The organism is Chryseobacterium sp. Marseille-Q8038 (assembly GCF_965111995.1).
This window is the reverse complement of record NZ_CBCOPN010000002.1, coordinates 30,196-47,720: the sequence shown is the minus strand read 5'-3', so window position 1 is coordinate 47,720 and position 17,525 is coordinate 30,196. Positions and strand designations below refer to the sequence as shown.

At 36.3% G+C, this 17,525-nt stretch carries 15 protein-coding genes; 2 read left to right on the top strand and 13 right to left on the bottom strand.

The genetic code is table 11. The features are described from left to right. Window positions 1-588 precede the first annotated feature (588 nt). Window positions 589-1,098, bottom strand: a complete 510-nt coding sequence (locus ACWPWS_RS14070) for a hypothetical protein (RefSeq protein WP_454046928.1) — start codon at window positions 1,096-1,098, stop codon at window positions 589-591. Between the two features lie 299 nt (window positions 1,099-1,397). Between ACWPWS_RS14070 and ACWPWS_RS14065 the strand changes: the two genes are divergently transcribed. Beyond that, a complete protein-coding gene (locus ACWPWS_RS14065) occupies window positions 1,398-1,808 on the top strand; it encodes a helix-turn-helix domain-containing protein (RefSeq protein WP_454046927.1) in 411 nt (136 codons plus the stop codon). Between the two features lie 48 nt (window positions 1,809-1,856). Here the strand turns inward: ACWPWS_RS14065 and ACWPWS_RS14060 are convergent, their stop codons facing one another. After that, window positions 1,857-2,465, bottom strand: a complete 609-nt coding sequence (locus ACWPWS_RS14060; protein WP_454046926.1) for a master DNA invertase Mpi family serine-type recombinase — start codon at window positions 2,463-2,465, stop codon at window positions 1,857-1,859. A gap of 382 nt (window positions 2,466-2,847) precedes the next feature. Here ACWPWS_RS14060 and ACWPWS_RS14055 point away from each other — a divergent pair, with 382 nt between their 5' ends. Continuing rightward, a complete protein-coding gene (locus ACWPWS_RS14055) occupies window positions 2,848-3,435 on the top strand; it encodes a TaqI-like C-terminal specificity domain-containing protein (RefSeq protein WP_454046925.1) in 588 nt (195 codons plus the stop codon). Here the strand turns inward: ACWPWS_RS14055 and ACWPWS_RS14050 are convergent. The 11 genes from ACWPWS_RS14050 to ACWPWS_RS14000 form a co-directional block, all read right to left on the bottom strand. Beyond that, on the bottom strand, window positions 3,419-4,291 hold the full coding sequence (locus ACWPWS_RS14050; protein ID WP_454046924.1) for a TaqI-like C-terminal specificity domain-containing protein: 873 nt from the start codon (window positions 4,289-4,291) through the stop codon (window positions 3,419-3,421). The genes ACWPWS_RS14055 and ACWPWS_RS14050 overlap by 17 nt on opposite strands. Beyond that, a complete protein-coding gene (locus ACWPWS_RS14045) occupies window positions 4,246-7,209 on the bottom strand; it encodes a type IIG restriction enzyme/methyltransferase (protein WP_454046923.1) in 2,964 nt (987 codons plus the stop codon). Before ACWPWS_RS14045 ends, ACWPWS_RS14050 begins: the two co-directional genes overlap by 46 nt. 205 nt (window positions 7,210-7,414) lie before the next feature. Then, window positions 7,415-10,171 carry a COG1470 family protein gene (locus ACWPWS_RS14040; protein WP_454046922.1) on the bottom strand — a complete coding sequence of 919 codons (2,757 nt, stop codon included), beginning with the start codon at window positions 10,169-10,171 and terminating at the stop codon, window positions 7,415-7,417. Between the two features lie 41 nt (window positions 10,172-10,212). Then, window positions 10,213-11,241: a hypothetical protein gene (locus tag ACWPWS_RS14035; protein ID WP_454046921.1), complete on the bottom strand. Its 1,029-nt coding sequence runs from the start codon at window positions 11,239-11,241 to the stop codon at window positions 10,213-10,215. Beyond that, window positions 11,234-12,037 (bottom strand): fimbrial biogenesis chaperone, encoded by an 804-nt coding sequence (locus tag ACWPWS_RS14030; protein ID WP_454046920.1) that lies wholly within the window; start codon window positions 12,035-12,037, stop codon window positions 11,234-11,236. The genes ACWPWS_RS14035 and ACWPWS_RS14030 overlap by 8 nt, the downstream gene beginning before the upstream one ends. Window positions 12,038-12,112: 75 nt before the next feature. Next, entirely contained in the window at window positions 12,113-12,637 is a 525-nt protein-coding gene (locus tag ACWPWS_RS14025) for a hypothetical protein (RefSeq protein WP_454046919.1), read from the bottom strand. Window positions 12,638-12,952: 315 nt separating this feature from the next. Next, complete coding sequence (locus ACWPWS_RS14020; protein ID WP_209788759.1) at window positions 12,953-13,369, bottom strand: hypothetical protein; 417 nt, start codon at window positions 13,367-13,369, stop codon at window positions 12,953-12,955. Window positions 13,370-13,415: 46 nt separating this feature from the next. After that, window positions 13,416-14,246: a helix-turn-helix domain-containing protein gene (locus ACWPWS_RS14015; protein ID WP_209788763.1), complete on the bottom strand. Its 831-nt coding sequence runs from the start codon at window positions 14,244-14,246 to the stop codon at window positions 13,416-13,418. Between the two features lie 207 nt (window positions 14,247-14,453). After that, complete coding sequence (locus tag ACWPWS_RS14010; RefSeq protein ID WP_454046918.1) at window positions 14,454-15,002, bottom strand: hypothetical protein; 549 nt, start codon at window positions 15,000-15,002, stop codon at window positions 14,454-14,456. Continuing rightward, window positions 14,999-16,252: a phthiocerol/phthiodiolone dimycocerosyl transferase family protein gene (locus ACWPWS_RS14005; protein ID WP_454046917.1), complete on the bottom strand. Its 1,254-nt coding sequence runs from the start codon at window positions 16,250-16,252 to the stop codon at window positions 14,999-15,001. The genes ACWPWS_RS14010 and ACWPWS_RS14005 overlap by 4 nt, the downstream gene beginning before the upstream one ends. Continuing rightward, a complete protein-coding gene (locus tag ACWPWS_RS14000) occupies window positions 16,249-17,520 on the bottom strand; it encodes a condensation domain-containing protein (RefSeq protein ID WP_454046916.1) in 1,272 nt (423 codons plus the stop codon). The genes ACWPWS_RS14005 and ACWPWS_RS14000 overlap by 4 nt, the downstream gene beginning before the upstream one ends. Window positions 17,521-17,525 lie beyond the last annotated feature (5 nt).

The following is a 17,525-nucleotide window of genomic DNA, read 5'->3' as shown; positions in this document are numbered from 1 at the left end:
CTGCTTACGGAAATACAAGATTTTTTAATAAAATGGCTCTTAAAAAGGGCTTTACCCTCTTCGGAAGTCCCTCCAGCCACTTCAATAAGCCTCTGGAGGGACTTCCGAACGGTCTCCACCCCCTTCATGAAGGGGCTATACCCCCTTGGGTAAGGGGGTAGACGGACTTGTATAAGGGGCTCCAGGGACTTCTGAAGAGGCTCCAGGCCGTTATATAAGGGGCTCGGGACGGTTGTTATACTGCCTGGAGAGGGTTGGGAAGAGGGTAGAGGGGGTAAAATGCTATTGTAAAAAGCCGTTTCACTATCCATACAGCTTCATCAGTAGAGTAGCTACTCTTCTTTGCTTCCTCAAATCATCCATTATAGCTAATAGAACTTTGCGTTTTAAAAAAATCTAATCAGAAATTTGTTTGAAACGCAAAGGCGCAAAGTTTTTTAGGCTTACTGTATTTTTAAGACGCAAGAACATTTCGACTTCCCTCAATGTGAGGTTTTCAACCAAAAATCGGCAGATGAATAATCACAAAAAAAGCACGTTTTCACGTGCTCATGTGGAGAGAAGATGTATTTGTTTTAGTACTATTGACTAAGAAGGAGTATTAGGATCTGTGGAAGATGGAGGAGTTTGAATTTGCTGAGGAGTTTGTGTGGTTACAAAAAACTGCCTCATATCATCATAAATGACATTGGTTCCCGGTACATTCTCTTCAGAAAGAAATCTGATATTCCTGTAAAAGCTGATCGAGTTGTGATAATTGTCGTGATCCAGCAATACTTTGGTATCTGAAAGCTGTTCTGCTAAGGAATCCATCTGTTGCAGTCTTTGTTCAATCTGTTCTCTGGCGGTATAATCTTTGTCGAATTCTGCTTTATCCAGGAAGGGAGGAACATATTGCGTATACTGTTCCATATAGATTTTGGCTTTATTCACGAAGAGTTTGTTCTGTTCTGCAATTCTTCCGTATTGCTGTCGCTGTTCAGGAGTAAGATTGATGGTTTTTCCTGTAAGTACAGACTGGATGTCCTGAATCGCTTTGTCAATGGTTTCCAAATCTGTTTTTGAAAAGCTTACACTGATTAAATTGTCTAGTGCCATAATATTGTGTTTTTTGGTTGTTTGTTGAATCAAATATAGCGAGTGCAAAGTATAGAAAAATAGGGTGTTGTAAGATTTTCAGAGGGTGTTCATCAGAAAATGAAATTGGGATAATGGGGTTTGTTTTTTCTGGGTTTTTAAAGAAAAAAAGAGGGTATAAAAACGGAAATGGCGAAATAGGAGAGGAGACCCGTTTCACAGGATCATCATGAAGAACAGAGATTGTAATTAAGCTGTTTTTTAAGCACCGTTTTTATAAATATTTTTCTATATTTAAGCCTCATAAATGTTGAATTATCATGGAACATAAAATACATCAGGGACGCAATGTAAAACGATTCAGAGAAATGCTGGGCATCAAGCAGGAAGCATTGGCTCTTGACCTTGGGGACGACTGGAACCAGAAGAAAGTTTCTCTGCTGGAACAGAAAGAAATTATTGAAGACCCTTTACTGAAAAGAATTTCTGAAGTATTGAAAATTCCGGTGGAAGCATTTCAGAATTTTGATGAGGAGCAGGCGGTGAATATTATTTCTAATACGTTTGATAACGGTTCTTTCCTGAACACAGGACATACTCCTACTTTTAATGTAAACCCAATTGATGAAATAAAGAAGTTGCATGAAGAAAAGATGGAACTTTATGAAAGGATGCTGAAGGAGAAGGATGAAATGATGGGGAGGCTGGAGAGGTTGATTGAGAAGGGATAACTTATTTAAAATATAAAAAAGGTTCAGCACAAGCTGAACCTTTTATTTTTAATTTAAATGGAGACTTTCTTGTCTGCTTACAAAGCTGCTTACAGTCAATCTGTGTACCCCTAGGATTCTTCCAATTGCAGAATAGGATACTTTTTTATCAAGTAACTCCTGAATTTTCTTTTCATGACCTGTAAGTTTAGTTTTTGAAGATTTACTTCCTTTAGGTCTTCCTAAAATAACTCCTTCCGCCCGTTTTCTTGCTAAAGCTTCTTTAGTTCGTTGGGAAATTAAATTTCTTTCGATCTCAGCAGAAAGTCCGAAAGCAAAGGCTAACACCTTAGAGCTAATATCACTCCCTAATCGATAATTGTCTTTGATAGTCCATACTTGTATATCCCGATTCATGCATTCATTAAGAATACCCATAATCATTAATAGATTTCTTCCTAGTCTGGAAAGCTCAGAGCAAATAAGAATATCTCCCTTCTTCATCTTTTTTAAAAGCTTACCCAGCTTTCTATCATCCACATTTTTTGCACCGGAGATCGTTTCTTCAATCCATTTGTCTACTATAGTTTCCTGATACTGGCAAAATTGATTGATTTCAAAACGTTGGTTCTCTACTGTTTGTTTGTCTGTACTTACTCTGATGTATCCGTAAATCATTGTATTTGTTGTTAAAAATTGTTATGCTATTTTGATTTAATTTATACCTATACTGTCTAAAATAATTCTATGCAATAATAATAACAAGGAAATGAGCGATTATTTTAGACAATTTGTTGTTCTTACAGATTTCAGTTCCTCGGAAGTTATTCTGAGTAATATAGAACAAAGAGATAAAAGATAAAATCGAATCTATTGGAACTCCTTTACAAAACTGGGATATTAATATCTATCGTGGAATTTTGACTGGATTTAATGAAGCTTTTATTATTGATGGAATAAGAGAAATGAATTAATAAAAGAAGATCCTAAATCTGCCGAAATCATACGACCTATTTTACGCGGCAGAGATATAAAAAAATATGATTATGAAGCTGTAGATTTGTGGATTATTAATTCGCATAATGGTATTAAAGAAAAAGGTATAAGACCAGTAGATATTGAAAAATATCCTGCAATTAAAAAACATCTTGATGAATTCTACCCCCAATTAGAAAAAAGGAGCGATCGGGGTGATACTCCATACAATCTACGTAATTGTACTTACCTGGACGATTTTTTTATTCCTAAAATCATTTATCCAGAAATAACAAAGTTTTTAAATTTTTACTATGATGAAAGTAATTTTTTAATTAATAATAAATGCTTTATCCTTACCGGTCAATTTATATTTTTTTTAATCTCATTTCTTAATTCCAGTCTATTTAAATATTGTTTTATTGACAATTTCCCTGAATTATTAGGAGGAACAAGAGAATTAAGGAAAGTTTTTCTTGAAAGAATCCCAATAATTCAAATTAACCATGAAATAGAAAATGAGTTTAAAATTTTAGTGATGAATTTACAATATCTAAAAGTAAATAATAGATCAACGATAGATATTGAAAAGCAAATAGATCAAATAATTTTTAACTTATATGAGTTGTCTGATGATGAAAGAAAAGAAATTGGTTTTATTGAGATTCAATAAATTCTATTTCTTCTTGATTTATATCTATAATATTATAGACTAAATTATTAATTAATTGATCTAAAATAAATATTTTATCTGGTGAATTCTCCCGTATTCTTTTTTCGATTAGTTCTATAAATCTACATTTCAATTTTTCATCTACTTGAGGGAGAGGTATTTTTTCCATAATAGTATTAAACATCTGAATTCCACCACCCTCTACTTCAATAAACATTATTTTTTTAAAAAACCATTCAAATAATTTAGAATTTAAAAAAGCTATTAATACCTCCAATGATTCGGATTTACTTGTCAATATATTAGCAGCATTGTTATAGAAAAACCCTTCAGAATCTATCAAAAAGTTTATATTCGAACCTATTATTTTCCAAACAATTTTCTGTTTATAAAAATCCTCCCAATAATTTGCGCCCCACCGCTGTAATGCGTACCATTCATAGCGAATTCCTGTCTCAACTTTATTCCTACTAGAGAGCTCCTTTTTATATTGAAGTAAATGGTTGAATATTGCAGGATATTGATTTTCAAATGCTTTTTCTGCATCTAAAGAAGCTCCTTTGATATTTGGATCATTATGTAATGGAAAATGCCAGGGAATAAATAGAAGATATAAATCTGCGAATTCATAGGAATATCGTTTGATATCACGTCCTCTTAATAATGGTCGTATTATTTCATCAGATTTGGGATCTAGTTCAATAAGTTCTCTTCTCTTAGTTCCATCAATAATAAAAGCTTCATTAAGGCCAGTTTTGATTCCATAATTAATATTGATATCCCAAGCTTTTAAAGGTATGCCAATTGATTCTATTTTTCTTTTAATCTCTTTTTCAATAGATGATAAATCACCCAACTTTCCGAGGAACTGAAATCTGTAAGAACAACAAATTGTCTAAAATAATCGCTCAAATTTTTTAACTCCTTTTCTTTTATAATACAAGCTAAAGTTTGTTGTCTATTTTTATCCCTTGAAAACATTAGAATATTGGTGTCAACCGTTGCCGTATCGAATATTTTAGTTCCACCAAAGTCTATAAGAATTTCAGGATTTGTTTTATCTGCAAAAAACTTCCTTAGACTTTCTCCATAAGCTGCACGCATCCATTTGTTAGAAGTGATAAAGGTGAGAAGTCCTTTTTCTTTTAAGACATTATATCCTAGCTCATAAAACAAGCTGTAAATATCCCCCGTTCTGGCAAAAGTTTCATAATCTAATGTTTGTAATGCATCGCTAGCTGCTCCCATCTTTTGTAACTGGATGTATGGAGGATTCCCAATAATAACATCGAAACCTGTGAAGTTACCATCATTATCCAGTACTTCCGGAAATTCGAAACGCCATTCAAAAGCGTTACGATAAATAACATTATTCAGAATTTCTTCTTTTTGTTTTTTAGCTTGTTCAGCCTTTAGTTTGAGTTTTTTGAGTTTATCTTTCTCTGTTTTTTTTATAGTCTCTCCAAAAGCAATTAAGTTGTTTTGTCTTTGCTCTTCATTTTGGTATTCGCCTAATGCTTTAGAAACCTTTTCTTTTTCCTTATTGTCAAGACTGGATTTAAGATTGTTTTTGATGGTACTGATAATATCTTCAATTTCTCTCTTTTTAGTTTTGGAGTTGGTGGTTTTGTAGTCTTTTACTGCCTGTTTGTAATCTTCGACTGAGAATGTAATTTCCTTGCTTTTAAATGCACTCTTTAAACTGTCATTCAATTTAAACTTACTGATGAGTGAATTTCCGCATTTAATATTAATGTCAATATTAGGAAGGGTTTGCAGTTCTCCTTCATCTGTATAGTAAGCATTTTTAAGAAGCTCGATCCAGAGTCTCAGTCTGCAGATATTTACTGAGTTAGGATTAATATCTACACCAAATAAACAGTTTTCAATAAGAGTTTCCTTTTCATGAAAAATTGCTTTTTGAATTTTTAGACTTTGTGGGTCTTTACGGTTATAGCTGAATAATTCTCCATCAGCATCAGAAATATAAATTTCATCATTATCAATCTCTATTGTACATGGCAGTTTTTTTCCGTCCTCATCTCCTAAAATTCCCAGTTCGCTTTTTATGACAATCATTTCATTAAGAGCAGAAACAAGGAAATGTCCTGATCCTACTGCAGGATCACAAATTCTGATAGAGTTAACTACTTCATTGAATTTTTTACGATCTTCCTTCTTGAAAAAAGTATTGCAATAATCAATAACATCTTCAAATGTTTCAATGGTTTCTGTAATTTCCTCTTTAAATTTTTGAACTACAGATTTTCTCAATGTTTCTCTACACATAAACATGGTAATAGTACCAGGAGTATAGAAAGATCCATCTTTATAACCATTGATTTTTTCAAAAATTAATCCCAAAACAGAGGCATTAATTAATGTTTTATTTTGTTGCTTATCATTAATTTCAACAGATGCATCCGCAGAAAAATCATAAGCATCTAAAAATTTAAATAGATATTCTAAAGTATTAAGCTTTCCTGTTTGTTTTTTTCCATTGGAATTTTTTAATACTGTAGATGAATAAACCTCCATTTCTTCATCCATCAATGCTGTAATGTCAAAAGTAAGATCTTCAAGCTCACTCTTTTCAAATAAGCTACTGTTTAGATAAGGAATATATTTAAATTTTTCTGCGTATCGTTGGTGACGTTCTTTTATTGGCTTTGCTAATGCTGAGAAAAACATTTCATTCAGTGCATCAAAACCAGGAATAAATTCTGAATTTAAAAATTTATATTCCGGAGAATCATTATTATAACTTCTCAATTGAGATTCCAGTAACTTTAAGAAAAGAATTCTGTTAACCCATGTCAGACAAAGTTCTAACCCAACGGTAAACGATTTTTCTTCACTGTTAGGAATATTTTTAACCTTGATAAGATAATCTTTGTCTTCAAGGGTAAAAATTGCATTCTCTAACAAAGGGCCATAGTCTTCTTCTTTATTCTTTTTTCTTTGGATAATTTTTTTACCACTTTCTTTTACTTCTTCAAGTCCTATGATGTGAAGTAGTTCATTATAAAAAGCTTTATTAAGTTGATTACTGTCATTACCAAAACTTTTTCCCAGTAAATGAACATCAGAAAATAACTTATAAATATTAACAAGCTCTTTATCTTTGAATTTTGAAACTTCTTTATTTCTAAAATCAAGATAAACAAACGGAAGAGTATCTTCTACCTGTTCTATATATTTCTTTGCTATTTCATTATAGAAAAGTTCGTTCTTTATGGTATCTTTTAGACCATCTCTAAACGCTTTGTATTCTTTAATTAATTCACTGTTTTTATAAAATAAGTTGTAGAAATCACTTGCATTGAAAAAGAACCATTCAAAACCATTAGTTATAATAAGGTGCTTAATATTGTTGTTCTTATAATCAACTCTTTCTCTAAGATAATATAACAGCATTTCCTGAAATGCCTTTTTATTAAGTTGTTTTTCTGTCGGGAATTCAGCTTTGTTACTAGGTTTTTTTGCTTCTATTAAAACTCCCACGTCAGAAGTTGCATCTTTACCTAAATAAATTGCCAAATCAATTCTTTCCTTTGTATTGATTTCATTTTCAGAATAGAATGTAGACGAAAGAAATTTTGATATTGGAGATTTTAAATGCTCTTCACTTTCATTCCTACTGTCAACTAAATTGATAGTATTAATGCAGTCTTGAAGTTTCACTGAAAAATCATCGATATCTGCTCTTAAAGGTTTAAATTTTTTATATGCAGGGTTTAATGCTTTCTGTGGCTCGAGCTTATTAATTTTCATGTGTTATTGTCTAAAATAAGAGGGGATTAATTTAGACAAAATTGTGGTATAAAACAAACGGGAAACCTTTGTGTATCTATAAAATATTTGATTAATAAATAAAACTGTCGTCTTTATTCACATTAGTATCTTCAATCGTGGTATGAGCAGAATGCCAGATAAAGTTATTACTAATGCAAGGGAAATACTAATAAGATGTCATAATTTAACCCCCAAACTTCTTCACCCTAATCGCCTTCTCCCTCACTTTAATCACAAAAGGCTCCAGTCGTACTATTTTCCCGGCTTCCACTTTGAAAGTATCAGTAGAGCGTTCACAATAGGTATTGGCAGGCAGGGAGTTTTTGTTGAGTTCAATCCTGTAATTTCCGGAAGGTAGGAAGGAGGCAAACTCACCGTTGTCATCGGTAATGATATGATGTACTAACTGTTCGTTGCGGTAAATATTGAACAGAATGCCTCCGGTTTTTGGGGTGAAATCTACTGCGGTTTTGGAATCAAAATCATAGGTTACTTTTCCCTGGGTAGTTCCGTTTTGATGAAGGGGAATCTGAAAAGAGTAGTGGTGCTTGTCTACGGTAAATTCGGTTTCATCATAATACCAGCCTTGCTGGATCACCTGTTTCAGAGCATACTTTCCGTAGGGGATAGAGCGGTAACTGATAGAACCTGAAGGGTCAGTTTTAAATGAAATATTGTTGAGCATAATAAGGTAGCCTGCCGCTTCTTTGTCGCCTTCATCATAGGTATTGTTTTCGTTCAGGTCATAATAGACGAACGCTTTGATATCGCCTTTTTTACCTGGATCCAGGGTGCTGTTTCTAAGGTTGACGGTCACTCCGGCTTCAACGGTCAAAAGATTATTGGTAAAACTTCCTGCCGTATAACTGAAGTAGGAAGAATTCAGATACAGGGCATATCTTTCCCTTGAATATTTCAGATTCATAAAGCCTGAAGGCGATTTTCCGTACAGAACATCATCCGTATAAGAAACTCCTGTGGTCACATTGAGCTTATTGTCGAAGAAGTTTTTATTGACAAAAGCGGAAAGCGAAAGCTTTTTGTAGGGAGTGTTTTGGTTCATCATTTTTGAAAAAGCATATTCGGAAAGAAAATAACTTCCATGCTGATAAATACCATTCACCGTAAGCCATTTGTAGCCATAGGTTCCGCTTACCTTCATCTGGAACTGCTGTTTGTCGTTGTCCGGATATTGCACCCATCCTGTCTCCATGCTCAGGATAGAGGTATGCTGTTTATCAGGGCTCAGCCAGGTAAGATATTCCGTAAAACGTTGTGCTTTGAGTTGTTTTGTATTCTCGTAAGGCTGAGCATTGAAAAAATTATTGTAAGAGTTGGAATTTTCTTCCTGATACTGATAGCCGAGTCCCATCCCGAAATTCCCTTTTTTAGGGAAATTGATTCCTGTATCCAGTCTTACATTGCTTGAATTCAAAGTGTTGTCGTAAAAGTAGAACTTGGGCGAAAAATGGGAAGCCATGATGTTGGCATACACATAATGGTCTTTGAAAATTATCGTGGAAAAATTCTGCTGGATCTGTAAAATTCCTCTTCTGTTTCCAGGGTAATAATCGGTGCTGTAGAAATAATTTCCGTTCAGATTGACCTTTCTGATCTTCCCTGAATACTGGGATTCCAAAGCGAGAGAAGGTTTGGTAGACTGGTTATTTTCGTAAAAACTCAGTCCGCCGTACACTTTTGTATTTATTTTCCAGTCTTTCCCGAAGGCGTGCTGAAGGTCTGTTCCGGCCACATGATGTCTGGCCTTTTCATAAGGATCATCCCTGAAAATATACGTTCCGGAGATATTGCGGGACGCGTTTTGGGCTCCAAGGGTTCCTCTGGTATAGAATCCGTAGCCATACTTCAGAAATGAATTTCTTTCTATAAGGCTATAGGTCTGATCTACAAAACCTGCTTCAATTTTTGTGTCCTTATCCGGAGAAGTGTAGGCATATTCTAGCCCTCTTCCAAACAGGGAAAGTTCGAGCATTTTGTTGATGTTTCCGATGGTGAATTCACTGTTTTCGCGGCGATAGGTCAGATAGGTATTGTTGACAATAGGATCGCTCTGATTCGTCATGGTATAGATATTTCCCCGGATGAAAATATATCCTGACGGAAGATTGAATCCTCCTGAACCTACCAATTGATACATATCCAGATTTTCCCCGGCATGTCTGTAGCTTGCCGTGATGCTGTTCCTGGTGAAATTTGAGAAAGCGGTAGATTCAAGATCTTCATAACGCTGTACCGAAGAAACATTCTGTACAGTTACTGAGGTATTGCCGAATATTTCTCTATCCGGCTCCCTGAAACCTGCAATATTGACGGAAAGCTGGTTGCCCCGCGATCGTATTCTGGATGGCAGAAAACGAAATACAAACACCGAATCCGTCTGCACGCTGATACTTCCTTTTTTCTCTATGAAAGCATTTCCTTGTTCTGCTTCGGGAATTTTAAATACAACCGTTACCTTCTGTTTTCTGTTGCCCAGATTGGAAACTCTTGCTCTGACCTCTACTGAATCAGTGACTTTATTCATATAGATCACTGGGTTTTCTGCCGTGATGCGCATTGCATTATTTTCTGTGACTGTATACAGGATTTCTTTTTCTGCAGCTGTTTTATTCTGCGAGTCCAAAAGTCGGAACGTAAGTCGGGCATCTCCTGAAACGGCATTGTTGCTGACCACAATCTTTACCGGTAAAAAAAGGTGTTCCCCGGATTTCATTTCGACCTGAAGACTGTTTCCTGAAATATTTCTGAAGCCCTTAGGAATCGTAATGTTTATTTTTCCTTTAAAATCATTTGTGCTTTGATTGTCAAGAACGATGATCAGATCTAGAATACCTGCTTTATCTGTTCTGGATTCATTACGGATATCAAGACTTACTCCGGAGCTGTTCTGTGCCGGAATCCATATCTGAAACGAAATCAAAAAAATGAAAAAGATTTTTTTGAACAGGTCTTGAAGCATGGTTATTGGGGGATAATCTCGTATTGAAGGGTGGTAGAATATTCTTCTGATTTGGCATTAATCAGTCTTTCATCATTAGCTTTGGTGGAATATCTGATATCGTAATACAGGCTTGAGTTTCCTGTAGAGCCTCCTGTAGCAATAAGCTGGGGAGAAGCACTCAGCAGGATAGGATATACATTGCCTGTGTTTCCCGAAACGGGAATGAGATTCATTTTTACGGTTTCTAAAGGAATGAAATTTCCTGCCGGAGAGCTGAATTGTCCCTGAAGAGAATGTAATTTGATCTGGTAATTGGTATTGCTTTTTACAATCAGTCCATTAGAATAGGTGACACTTACTCCGTTTACATAATCTGACATGCTTTTGAATTCCAGTGATCCGTTGACTGCTTTTGCTGAAAACTGAAGCGACATTTCGGGTACATCAGTCGGAGTTCCGCTGAGTGGCCCGATGTGAATCTGAAAATTATGATCAGCTCTGCCGATAATATTATTGTACTGGTCATACGCCGTAAACTGTACCGGAACATTAAATCTGGTCCAGGAAGGGTAGCTTCCCAGATAGGATCCTCCCATAACGGTCAGGCTGTATTTTACCTGCAGGTTATAGTAGCCATTGGGCTGTGGCGGCTGATTGTACAGCGCTGCATTGGACTGCGGAATTAAAAAGACTTCCTGGTTGGCCTGAAGAAAAGTATTCAGCGGCATTCCGATCTGAGGAATCGTGGGAACGGGCCCCGGATAAGCTTGTCCTGAAGTGGAAACGGGCTGAAATGATATTTTGTTGGCAGGCATCGTATAGTTTCCTTCAGTAGAAGTGATAGGCTGTTTCAGCCTCATGGATATTTTCCAGTACGGAATATTAAACGCTCCATTACCGGCCAGAGTAAAAGTATAGGCGTCAGGATTGGTATTTCCGCTGTAAGAATTAATCTGCAGATAGCTGTTTATCCATGAGTTGTAATTGACCTGTGAGAAGCAGTTCAGAGAAACCAACAGAAAGAAGCAGAAGAAATTTTTACTACTCATAGCTGAAACTTAATTCTCCTAATTCAAGATTGTTGTTGTCTCCGTAATCAATCATGACGGAAGCGGTATACTTTCCTTTTTCAAGACTTGCCGGAATAGGGATATTCATTTCCCTTTTATTTCCGGGCATGGTGTAAAAGATAACGGGATCCAGCGATACTTTTTTTCCGGTTTGCGTATTCACAAAGTCGGTGTATATTTTTCCGTCTCCCCATACGTCACCCTGATTTTCAAAAAAGAGGTTGATGGTATGGGTTGTTTTTCCATGTACCAGATTCTGGATTTCAAGTTTTTTGGTTTTGGCTGCAGGCAGCTTGTGGAATAATTTGATTCCTGAGCGGATGCTTACTTTGATATTCGCTCCTTTATGATCCACGTCATCTACCGGATTCATCTGGCTTACATACAGAACGGCCGTATGGGTAGCCAGCTGGTCTGAAAGCGCATTCGGAGCGGTAAGAGTTACCTCAATATCTTTTTTTTCTCCGGGAGCCAGGGTAAAGTAATTCTCTTCTTTTTTGACCGAAACCCAACTTGCGCAGGAAGTGGGAAGCGTATTGGCGGGATACGTTATATTCTCACCTTTGCCGTCATACTCCCAGTCTCCCAAACTTATGGCAAGATCCAGAGAATTCTTGGCACTTACATTCGTTACCGTTATGGTCTGGGTATTACTGTTTCCGTTTCCCGACTCAAAGTACAGTCTTGGCGGTGAAACCGAAACTCCTGTTTGTGCATATCCATGAAAAGAGGATAGGAAAAGAAGGCTGAAAAGGAGAAGAGAGAATCTGCTCATGGCGGAGATTAGTTTTTAAGTGTTGATAAAGTGCTGTGGTAGGTACAACACTTTATCATTACAAAATGATAGCTATTATTGAGAAATAATGGTATACGTAAGTTCAGTAGTGTATACTGTAGGATCTTGTCCGGCAATATAATTGTTCAGGTACTTATTATCTCCGGCTCCTGTGTATTCAATGTTGATTTTTTTGTCTACTCCTCCGGTAGAAGAAGTTACCAAAGTAGCTTCGTTAGTTGATAATTGTACATTCTGAGCATATTGAGCACCGTTTACAGCGTCAGAACCTGCGCTTGCTTTAATCTGGATGGTGTTAGCCTGGATGCTTTTACCTCCATACTCTAATGCATCGTTACCACCTCTTACTTTTACCTGGAATCCTCCTGTACTGTAGATGCTTAAATGATCTGCGTTTACAGAAGATACACCATTGGCATAGTCATCTTTAGTGATGTAGTCTAAATTAACGACTTTTTGAGCGTTGTTCACAACAAGAGTCTGAATAGGTTTAAGTCTCACGTTAAGGGTTACATTCTTTTGTGCTTGTAATGTAGTGAATCCCAGGATAGCAAAAGATGCTAAGATTAAATTTTTCATAAGGTTAAGGATGTTTTTTTTGTATTAATTGTTTTTAAAATTGCGGATGCAAAGGTAAATACAAAGAACATCAGGGCCTTTGTGAAAAGATACTTATTATTTGTGAATTTTTACAAACAGATTAGTGCACAGCAATAAATACCTTTTATGAATAATTACATAAAAAGTATCATTTAAATACTGATAAAATCACCATAAAGCAAATTTAATGTTTTATTAATCTTAAACACTAAACTTACTTAATACAAAGGGAATGAATAAATTGCAAAAGTGTTATTCGTTGCATAGTTATTTTTATAGGCCTTGCTTAATTTTTTACTGAGAAATTAGAGTTAATATTAAAAAATTACGCTCATCACTCGGATTAGTGGCTAAATTTTTTATTGCATTTTTAATCTCATGATTGATGGGATATCTCTTCTGAACCACTCCTTTATGATGGTTGATAAGATGATATTCATCAGATCTTTCCCGGTTGCTTTCGGAATGTCCGATTGTATCACGATATTCATTATATTGTGCATTCAGCTGAAACCCTGACGGACTTGAGATCGTCACAGACTGAACTTCCCGGGAGGAAGACTCATTCCCATCGTCAGAAAATCCTGAGCCAATGGCAAGCATCTGTACCGGATAAAGCCTTACGTTAAGCCTTAAACCGTCTGCTGCCTGTGCAAATGATTTTGTAAAAGCAAAATATAACAAAATGAATAAAATGTACTTTGCAAGCATATAACCTATATTTTTCCCCAAAAGGTTACTTATGTAAATATACAAATTATTTCATTTCTGAGGGATTTTTTCCTGTATGTTTTTTGATGAAATTGGTAAAGTTTCCTTCATTGCTGAAACCCAGCTCATAAGAGATTTCAGAGATGGTAGCGTTTGAAAAGGCCAGTGCTTTTTTGCACTCGGTAATCAGCTTTTCAATGATGATATGTTTGGCTGTTTTTCCCAGTACATATTCTGTCATCTCGGTCAGTTTTCTTGAGGAGATATTCAATTCTCCTGCATAGTAGGCTACCTTTTTTGCTTTTTTATAATCTCTTTGTAAAAGCACTTTGAAGCGGTTCACATAATACATATAGTTGAATTTGATATCTTTTTTGATATCTTCAGTGGGAATATGAAAAAATGCGTCCAGCATCAGCCTTTCTATAGCATTGTGTGCAGCAGATATATAGAGACTTTCATCCTTTTTCCGGAAACTTTCCATCCGTTCCAGAAATATGACCCTCATCTGTTCTATATTGTTGAATGGCGCTATAAATATTTCAGAATTATAATTGTAAAAAAGCTGTGAATTGATAAAAAGGCTGTCCTTGGTTGATCTTTCATAAAAACTTGATGAAAAAGCAATGGAATAGACATCTGATCTTTTGGTCTCCCCAAAAACGATCTTCTTTTGTGGTCCTACGAAGGCTATATTTCCCTTTTTTAATGAATACGGAACATTTTCTACCGTTAACTGGATGTCTTCAAGAATAATATAAATACAAAAATAGTCTAATGTGCTGAATTCTCTTCTGTAATTATTTCTGGTAATAATATAATCTAAACGATTGATACTGAATCCTATATTTTTTAACTGATCCGTGATTTTGTACATACATTATTGCTCATTCTGCCCAAGAAAAATTCTGGAAAATTATTGATATAAATATAAAAAATTTATCAAATATTGAGTTTTAAAGAAAAAATTAAGTTGGTTAATGCATTAAAATCCCGGATGGCTACTAAGTCATCCGGGAATATTCAGTATTTTTTGATTCGTAATGAAATGAAATACAGTGCTGTAAGTTTGTTTGGCCGTGGGTTATGGGTTGATGTCTGCGGGCAGAGGTCTTACTCTGGACATCCACCTTCTCAATCTCCACACGGGCAGATACACAAAAATCACAGATAACACTCCTGCCAATATACCCACCACTACAGCCATGGCGGTAGCATCCAGTTTATAATCTTTGGAGAAATTGTACTGTCCGATAAAGAGCAGGGATAGTACAAGCAACCCTGTAATCAAACCATGTAAGATGCTTAGCCTGGTCATCAGTTTTTTAATATTCAGCTGTTCATCTACTGTAAACTCTATCGCTTCCTGACTGGCGGCATCCGTTACTCTTTTAATAATGTCAATGGTAAGAACAACGGGAAGAAAAATAGCCATAGGCAGGGTAAGACGCGCCAGATTTTGAGTTCCCGAAAAAAAATGGGTGTACCCTAATTCTTTGAAGCTGGCGTAGGCGATAATGAAATTAAAAAACACATTCGGAAGGACATAGTAAATCGTACGCTTGATGAGAAAGCGTTTGAGGGTAGTTTTCTTAATGAGTTTCGGCTTCGGCGGCTTTATTTTAAATTTCATAGAGAGGTGGTCAATAGCTCGATGGCTTTATCTTTTATCTGATGGGCTTCCTCTTTGGGAAGAAAATTTTCATTGGACATAAAGGTGAAGTCCATCTGCTGGTTGTACGTACTGGTGACTAAGGTATTTGAGTTCAGCCATGGGAAAGCCACAGTAGGACTGAATACCGTTTCCAGATTGAAATTTTTGTAATCATTCGGGATATTGACCTTTCCCATATTGGATAAGGTTACATCATGTCCGCCTTCGCTGGATTTCAGCATATGGATCATGCGTTCCACGATGGGATGCATATGTTCGCCCATCCAGAGGAGTTCACGGGCTTCCATTTTACTGATTTTCTCAATAAGATTCCTTTTGATTTCTTTGGCATTGCTCATCACATTTTTGTTGTCTTTCTTCACAGAAAGCTCTACCGTTGGAGCGAAAGCAAATAAATGATCTTCTTTAATTTCCGGAATAAAATGACGCACATCTACAGGGCTGATCACCTTACCTTTGGCACGGTCTCCCTGAACATCACGGAATGCCTGCATCACAGAAGAACACAGTAAAGCATGTACAGAGATTCCGTTGGCTTTACATTTTTCAGTGATCAGCCGGGTTTCTTCCGGTGTCATTTTCCAGTGAATCGCGTAGTTTTTTCCTATGTTTCTCTTTTTACTTTTTCGTTGGATTGCAAAGAAAATTTTAGCAAACAGCAGATAAAGACCGGCTTTATATTTTTTAATTCCCGTATTAAAATCTGAAGGAAGAAAATCATCAACAGATTCAAAAGCAACATAAGGAATTAAAGGAGCATAAGGATTATCTAGTAAACTCAAAAGTTCACGCATTAAAGTCACTCCGGTGGTTCCGTCAGAAATACAGTGAGGCATGATCCAAAGGATTTCGGAAGTGTTCTGTCCTTTTACCCAGACTACTTCAGCCAGTGGTTTTTTAGGAGTTTCAAAAAGCTGGAACCATCCTTTTTCAGATTCTTTGAACCAATCTTCATCCGTTTTTCGCTCTACAATACGAAGCGGAATGGGTTCGATATCTCTCTGTCCCATAAAGAAAGGATATCGTCCATTGCTATGATCAATGTTAGCTCTCAGCATCGGGTGTTTCTGCTGAATTCTTACTAAAGCTGTTTTAAAATTTTCTTCGGGAATCTCCCCGTTGATTCTTGCTGTATAAACACAGTTTAAAGGCGTTTCAGGATCTACATACATGATCCTTTCCACCATCATTAAAGGTCTTTTGATCATGATACTGCCATTTGTTTCAGTTGTGAATGTATAATCTGCATCACCTCATCACGGACTGCCAGAGCATCGGTGTAAGGCAGATATCCTTCGCTTCCCATGAATGAAAAATCCATTTTTCCACGGTAAGTAGAGACTACAAGAGTCGTTGTATTTCCTAATGGGCCAATAACTGACGGACTGAAAATCGTCTCCACCGTAAACTCTTTGTATTCGTGAGGAATCTGTATCCGTCCCAGATTGGAAAACATACAGTCATTGGATGACTTTCCGTTTTTTAACAGCCTGGTAAAATTCTTCAGTGCATCATGCCCTGATTCCATCACCATCATCGTGATGTAAGGATTCAGCTTTGAAGTCTTTTGTTCCACAGATTTCTGCATTGTCCTGAGATTGTCCTCAAAACTTAGCTTCTCATCAGAAGAAACCACAATCATCAGCCCGAAAGCGAAAATATGATCTTCTTTGATCTGATTGGCAAATCTTCTGATATCTACCGGACAGGAAACTTTGTTAAAGGATTTTTCTCCTCTTACTTTTTTAAATGCCAGCAATACGGATGCACTCAAAAATGTATTGACGGTCACTTCCTGGGATTTACAGTAATTAATCAACTCTTTGCTCAGGGTTTCATCCAGTTTCCAGTTGATCAGATAGTCATTCTGTCTTTCCACCGCTTTTTTACCTACCGGAATCCATTTGATTGCGGTAGCGGCCAGTCTTCCGATAAACTTAGCTTTCAGTTTCTGCCTGCGGCTGTTCAGAATATTGGAGGGAACAACATCCTGAATACCTAAGATTGGATTTTCAGTTCCAATATCGGCAGCCGGATTATCCAGTACCAGAAGAAATTCTTTTAAAAAAGCCATTGCAGAACCACCATCGCATAAGCAATGATGGAACGCAAAAAGCATGTCAGAAACGTTTTCCCCTTTGATCCATACAAACCGGATCAGAGGTAATTTTTCGTAATTAAAAATGGTGTTCCATTCTCTCCTGGATTCTTCCTGCCATTGATCTTCACTTTGTCGGGTGATGATTCTTACGGGAATAGAAATAGGTTTTTCAGGAACATTAAACCATGGAATATTTTTTTCATCATGGCTGATCAATGCTTTCAGCCATGGATGTTTATTTTGAATTTGAGCCAGAGCCTGCTGGATCTCTTTTAAGGTGAAAGTACCTCTCAGTCTGAACGGAATGACCGCGTTAAAGGGTTCTGTACCGTCTCCCAATAACATGCGTTCACCAAATAACAATTTTCTTTTCATGTGTT

Excerpts from the sequence above, each read along its gene's own strand:
- ACWPWS_RS14070 (WP_454046928.1), bottom strand. The coding sequence starts at position 1,098 with ATGGCACTAGACAATTTAATCAGTGTAAGCTTTTCAAAAACAGATTTG.
- ACWPWS_RS14065 (WP_454046927.1), top strand. The coding sequence starts at position 1,398 with ATGGAACATAAAATACATCAGGGACGCAATGTAAAACGATTCAGAGAA.
- ACWPWS_RS14060 (WP_454046926.1), bottom strand. The coding sequence starts at position 2,465 with ATGATTTACGGATACATCAGAGTAAGTACAGACAAACAAACAGTAGAG.
- ACWPWS_RS14045 (WP_454046923.1), bottom strand. The coding sequence starts at position 7,209 with ATGAAAATTAATAAGCTCGAGCCACAGAAAGCATTAAACCCTGCATAT.
- ACWPWS_RS14035 (WP_454046921.1), bottom strand. The coding sequence starts at position 11,241 with ATGAGTAGTAAAAATTTCTTCTGCTTCTTTCTGTTGGTTTCTCTGAAC.
- ACWPWS_RS14030 (WP_454046920.1), bottom strand. The coding sequence starts at position 12,037 with ATGAGCAGATTCTCTCTTCTCCTTTTCAGCCTTCTTTTCCTATCCTCT.
- ACWPWS_RS14025 (WP_454046919.1), bottom strand. The coding sequence starts at position 12,637 with ATGAAAAATTTAATCTTAGCATCTTTTGCTATCCTGGGATTCACTACA.
- ACWPWS_RS14020 (WP_209788759.1), bottom strand. The coding sequence starts at position 13,369 with ATGCTTGCAAAGTACATTTTATTCATTTTGTTATATTTTGCTTTTACA.
- ACWPWS_RS14015 (WP_209788763.1), bottom strand. The coding sequence starts at position 14,246 with ATGTACAAAATCACGGATCAGTTAAAAAATATAGGATTCAGTATCAAT.
- ACWPWS_RS14010 (WP_454046918.1), bottom strand. The coding sequence starts at position 15,002 with ATGAAATTTAAAATAAAGCCGCCGAAGCCGAAACTCATTAAGAAAACT.
- ACWPWS_RS14005 (WP_454046917.1), bottom strand. The coding sequence starts at position 16,252 with ATGATCAAAAGACCTTTAATGATGGTGGAAAGGATCATGTATGTAGAT.
- ACWPWS_RS14000 (WP_454046916.1), bottom strand. The coding sequence starts at position 17,520 with ATGAAAAGAAAATTGTTATTTGGTGAACGCATGTTATTGGGAGACGGT.